The sequence below is a fragment of the Kitasatospora sp. Root107 genome (genome assembly GCF_001424875.1).
In the GTDB taxonomy this organism is placed as follows: Bacteria; Actinomycetota; Actinomycetes; order Streptomycetales; family Streptomycetaceae; genus Kitasatospora.
The window spans coordinates 1-4,397 of sequence record NZ_LMCT01000057.1; the positions used below are offsets into that span (position 1 = coordinate 1).

The 4,397-nt window shown below is 70.0% G+C and carries 5 protein-coding genes; 3 read left to right on the plus strand and 2 right to left on the minus strand.

What is annotated here, in order from left to right; all coding sequences use genetic code 11:
• Positions 1-516: 516 nt before the first annotated feature.
• A complete protein-coding gene (locus tag ASC99_RS31110; RefSeq protein ID WP_057238365.1) occupies positions 517-786 on the minus strand; it encodes a hypothetical protein in 270 nt (89 codons plus the stop codon).
• Positions 787-1,053: 267 nt separating this feature from the next.
• Entirely contained in the window at positions 1,054-1,626 is a 573-nt protein-coding gene (locus ASC99_RS42420; RefSeq protein ID WP_369825210.1) for a DUF6193 family natural product biosynthesis protein, read from the minus strand.
• Between ASC99_RS42420 and ASC99_RS31115 the strand changes: the two genes are divergently transcribed.
• The 3 genes from ASC99_RS31115 (at position 1,616) to ASC99_RS31125 (ending at position 4,102) form a co-directional block, all read left to right on the plus strand.
• The gene (locus ASC99_RS31115) at positions 1,616-2,293 is read left to right on the plus strand and encodes an MBL fold metallo-hydrolase (protein ID WP_057238368.1); all 678 of its coding nucleotides are present in this window, start codon (positions 1,616-1,618) and stop codon (positions 2,291-2,293) included. The two genes, ASC99_RS42420 and ASC99_RS31115, sit on opposite strands and share 11 nt — an antisense overlap.
• A 99-nt stretch (positions 2,294-2,392) precedes the next feature.
• Positions 2,393-2,848 (plus strand): hypothetical protein, encoded by a 456-nt coding sequence (locus tag ASC99_RS31120; RefSeq protein WP_057238370.1) that lies wholly within the window; start codon positions 2,393-2,395, stop codon positions 2,846-2,848.
• A gap of 708 nt (positions 2,849-3,556) precedes the next feature.
• A complete protein-coding gene (locus ASC99_RS31125; RefSeq protein ID WP_057238372.1) occupies positions 3,557-4,102 on the plus strand; it encodes a DinB family protein in 546 nt (181 codons plus the stop codon).
• The last annotated feature ends 295 nt before the right edge of the window (positions 4,103-4,397 follow it).

Consider the following 4,397-nt stretch of genomic DNA (forward strand, 5'->3'; position numbering starts at 1 on the left):
GGTCAGCGAAGGGAGGCTTCGTCGTATCCGTGACGTGCACCTGGGCGGTGTGATCAGGCGAAGCGGAACAATGGCCGGGCACCAGGCCCCTCTTCGCGTTTGTGGCGCTTTACGCGGTAAAGCCGGCCTTCGTCAGTCCCATCCCAGCGGCGATCTCCCGGTACTGCAGCGACGGCTTGCCGGCCACGGCGAGCGCCCCGATCAGGGCGCGCGGCTGCTCCTGCTCCACACCGTCCGGTACCTAAATCCCCACGGCCCGGGCACCACAGGGTGAAGCCCTCGGGGCGGCCGGGCCCGTACACAGCCTGGCCGCCTGCTCCTGAGTGTCGGGGCCGAACGGCACAATGACCCTCATGGCACACAGGTTCTTGTGCTGCGCCTGGCCGTTGACGGCGCACAGCCACCGCGAGGCCCCGAAGGGGGTGAATGTGCCTGCGCTCCGTAGGTGGCCAGGGTTTGAATGCTGCCCGGCCACCTCCAGGCTCTCGGTCAGCCGGGGTTGTGTCCGCTCGGTGTTCAACCGAGCCAGTCGTGCCAGCGGGCGTGCGGGGCCTCGCACTGGCCTGACGCGATGGCCTGCTGGTAGGCGTCGGCGCTCTGCTCCTCGGGAGTCTGTACTTTGCCTTGCGCGTCGGGCAAGGGGTTGCCGTGCTCGTCGCCCATGGTGATCATTCCGTAGGTGCAGTCGGGGTGCACGGTCTGCAGGGCGTACCAGCCTGTCACCGCCAGGATGGCGGCACAGGTGATGCGGACGAGCTGCGGTGGGCGGGCGAGGTGCTGGATCACTTGCGGATCATAGGAGCGTGCCAGCTGCGGCCTCCTCTCGGCCCCCGCCCCGGCACCCGGCACCCGGCCCCCGCCTCGGCCAAACCTCGCTGAGACGCCGTCAAAGTGAGACGGTCAGCGGGCTGTCGCCCGCCGGGGGCTGCTGCCGGTCCGTCAGGCCGTTGTCCGGGCACGGCCGCTGGCCGCCGGGCCGCCCGTCCCGGTGCCGAGCAGCTGCGCCTGGTGGCCGCTGCCGTTGTGCCCGGAACGGGCAGCGTCGCGGTGCCTTCAGGCGGGGTCCGGGCCGTCCGGCCACCCGCCCTCGACGGCGGGGCTCGCATCCTTGGGGACGTTCGCGGCTACGAGGGCTGCGGCCTCGTATGCGCTGAGTCCGGTGCCCAGCTCTCGCCGTGCTCCCGACGAGGGGGGCGTCACGACCCGCCACAGTCCCGCTCCCGCTGATGTCACTCGCGGCACGACCTCGTGAAACGCGACCGCCGTGCTGCTGAGGAGGCTGAACTGCCCGTGGGCCCTGCTGGCGCGGCAAGGCCGGGGCCGGTGGCCGGGCCCGCTGCTGGTCTGGTCTGGTGGGTCGGGGTGGACTAACCCGGCCGGAGTTCGTGCCGGGTGGTCCGTTGCCTGCCCGGCCTGGTCCGCTGGTCCGTTCTGGTCCGTGCCCGCCCGCACCTGGCGGGCCGGTGCTCGTTTGCCCCGGCCGCTCGTCTCGCCCGCCCGCCCGCCCGCCCGGCTCGGCAGGACACCCCTGGTCGCCGGCCGGCCGTGGGGTTGGGAGCACTTGGCCGACAGCGAACGACGGAACCGCCGAGCGGGGAAGGTCGTAACAGCAGGTATGAAGATCATCGATGTCCTCCCCGATCTGCAGATGTTCCATTTCGAGGTCGGCTCGGCCTACCTGTGGCGTGACGGCGACGAGTTGACGCTGATCGACACCGGCACCGCTGACCGGGCGGCCACCATCGAGGCCGCGCTGGACGGACGACGGCTGCGTCGGATCGTGCTGACCCACTTCCACGAGGACCACTGCGGCTCGGCCGCCGAACTGGCCGAACGGCACGGGGCGGAGGTGGTGGCCCACCGGCTGGAGGCCCCGGTGATCCGAGGTGAGGTGGCCGGGCCGCCGCCGGTGCTGGAGGAGTTCGAGCTGCCGATCATCGCCTCGCTGCCACCCCTGCCGCCGGCCCCTCCCTGCCGGGTGGACCGGGAGGTGGTGGACGGCGACATGGTCGACTTCGGCGGCGGCGCCTTGGTGGTGGCCGCACCGGGTCACACCGACGGCTCGCTCGCGCTGTACCTGCCTGAGCCTCAGGTGCTGTTCACCGGCGACGCAGTGGCGAACGTCGGCGGACTGACCATGCTGGGCGTCTTCAACACCGACCGGCAGCGGGCGATCGAGTCCTTCCACCGCCTGGCCGGTCTTGACGTCGCCACCGCCCTGTTCGGGCACGGCGACCCCCTGACCGTGGCTGCCTCGGACACTCTCAGGGCCGCTGCCTCAAGCACCCGCTGAACGGTAAGGAGCCGAGCCGGGTAAAGCTGAAGAGCGCCTGACCCACGGCCGTCAGACTCGCATGAGGGCCGTAAAGGGTCTGAGGTAGCGTCCCGGGACATGACGCCCGACGGCAGCGAGAAACGAGTGGAGTACAAGGCGGACGGGACGGGCGGGGCGGACGAAAAGGACGCTGCCGGCGTACGGCTCGTGGAGGACCTGGTTTCTCAGGTTCCCGGCTTCGAGGACGCGTACGAGTGCCACGTCTTCAACGAGCATGAGGTGCTCTCCTATCTGTTCTTCTGGGACGTCGTGCAGGACACCGTGCGCTCATACCTGGGGGAGGGGGACGCGGACGGTCCCGACTGGCTTCGGGTCCTCGCCTTCCTGGAGGAAGAGACGAGTCGTCGCGTGCCCGGAGCCTTCGAGGTCATCGTGACGTCGTTCCTCTACAACCTCCCCTATGAGGGGCAGCCCGGGTACGGGGTCGAGGCGCACCTTGGACCGGCCATGAAGGAGAAGTACCTGCAGCTACGGCCCTGGTACGGGGCGGAGCCCTCAGGCGCCGGCGCGTAAGTGAGTGTCTACTGAGGCTTTCAGGGTGGGGTCGGTGAGGTGACGGGGCTGAGTATTCGAGTGCCGAGGGTTCAGTGGCCGAGCAGGTCAGCCGAGAACCTCAGTCACAGGTGAGAGGCAGACGGGCTTCGGCCAGGCATCCGTCTATGTAGTTGTAGTGGCAGTTGTCGTTGGTCGGTTGGGTTGGCTCTGCCGGGGGCTTTCTTCTTCGGCGTCCGGCTGGGGCCGGCCGCGCGTGGTGGGGAGGGGCGCGGCGCGCGGCGGCCCAGAAGGGCTGCCAGAGGGGACGGGTACACGGGCTGGGTCGGGTGGCTGGGTGGTGGTGGCTGGCCTGCTGGGGCCCTGCTGGCCCTGCCGGTGGCTGCCCTGGTCCTGGTCCTGGTCTGGCTGCTGCCTGACCGGGCTGAGCGGGTCGGGGTGGACTACCGGGCGGGGAGTTCGTGCCGGGTAGTCCACCCGCCCGTCCTCCCCGGCTATCCGCTGTCGGCGTACGCCTGACGTTGACTCGTACGCCGACAGCACCGGCCGAACACGAAGGGGTGCCCAGCCGCTTGGGCGGGAGCACCCACCGTCCACCCCGGCCACGTTGGCGACGACCTCCTCGGCAGCCGGCGCCACAGCGACGTCGATCTAGGACAGGATCTGACCTGTATCGCGCCTAGCGTGTCTCTCGTCGACGGGACAACACCTCACGAAGGCGGAGAGAGCATGACCGAGTCCACCACCCACCCCCTGACCCCGGCCCCCACCGGCGAGCGCGCCGATCTGCTGGAGCAGCTCGGCAAGGCGCGGTTCTTCCTGCGCTTCACCGCGAACGAACTCACCGACGCGCAGGCCGCCGAGCGTTCCACCGTGAGCGAGCTCTGTGTGGGCGGGCTGGTCAAGCACGTCAGCGAAGTGGAGAAGGGCTGGATCGGGTTCATCCTCGAAGGCCCGTCCGCAATGCCGGACTTCACCGCCATGACCGAGGAGGACTGGGCCCACCGTCGGGACGGCTTCAACCTGCTGCCCGGAGAGACCCTGGCCGGAGTGCTCGCCGACTACGCCGAGGTCGCCCGCCGCACCGACGAGCTGGTCGGCAGCTTGCCCGACCTGGACAGCTCCCACCCGCTGCCGAAGGCGCCCTGGTTCGACGGCGAGGCCCGGTGGTCCGCCCGCCGCGTCCTGCTGCACATCATCGCCGAGACCGCCCAGCACGCCGGTCACGCCGACATCATCCGTGAGGCCCTGGACGGCGCGAAGAGCATGGGCTGACCCTCCGGGTCCCGGACTCGTGCCGCTGCCCCAACTGCCCGACGGCGCCGGGCTGGTGTCGGTTGATGCCGCAGGGTGACTGCCACGGCATGGCGTCCTGGCGCACGTGGGCCGGCGCTGCCTGACCCACCGTCGGTACCTGGTCTTCGTCGCGAACCGTCCGGGATCTGCCGCCCTGGTGAGGACGTTGAGGGCTCAGCTTGACTCTGAAGCTTCTATAGATCGTCAAGCTGTAGAAGACAGGCAGGGTGTGCCACTGTTTGTGCTGGTGAGGTGGTGGTAGACCTCGCGCGCG

What these genes read in the sequence shown, in the direction of transcription:
- ASC99_RS31115 (WP_057238368.1), top strand. Translation starts at nt 1,616, where the DNA reads ATGAAGATCATCGATGTCCTCCCCGATCTGCAGATGTTCCATTTCGAG.
- ASC99_RS42420 (WP_369825210.1), bottom strand. Translation starts at nt 1,626, where the DNA reads ATGATCTTCATACCTGCTGTTACGACCTTCCCCGCTCGGCGGTTCCGT.
- ASC99_RS31120 (WP_057238370.1), top strand. Translation starts at nt 2,393, where the DNA reads ATGACGCCCGACGGCAGCGAGAAACGAGTGGAGTACAAGGCGGACGGG.
- ASC99_RS31125 (WP_057238372.1), top strand. Translation starts at nt 3,557, where the DNA reads ATGACCGAGTCCACCACCCACCCCCTGACCCCGGCCCCCACCGGCGAG.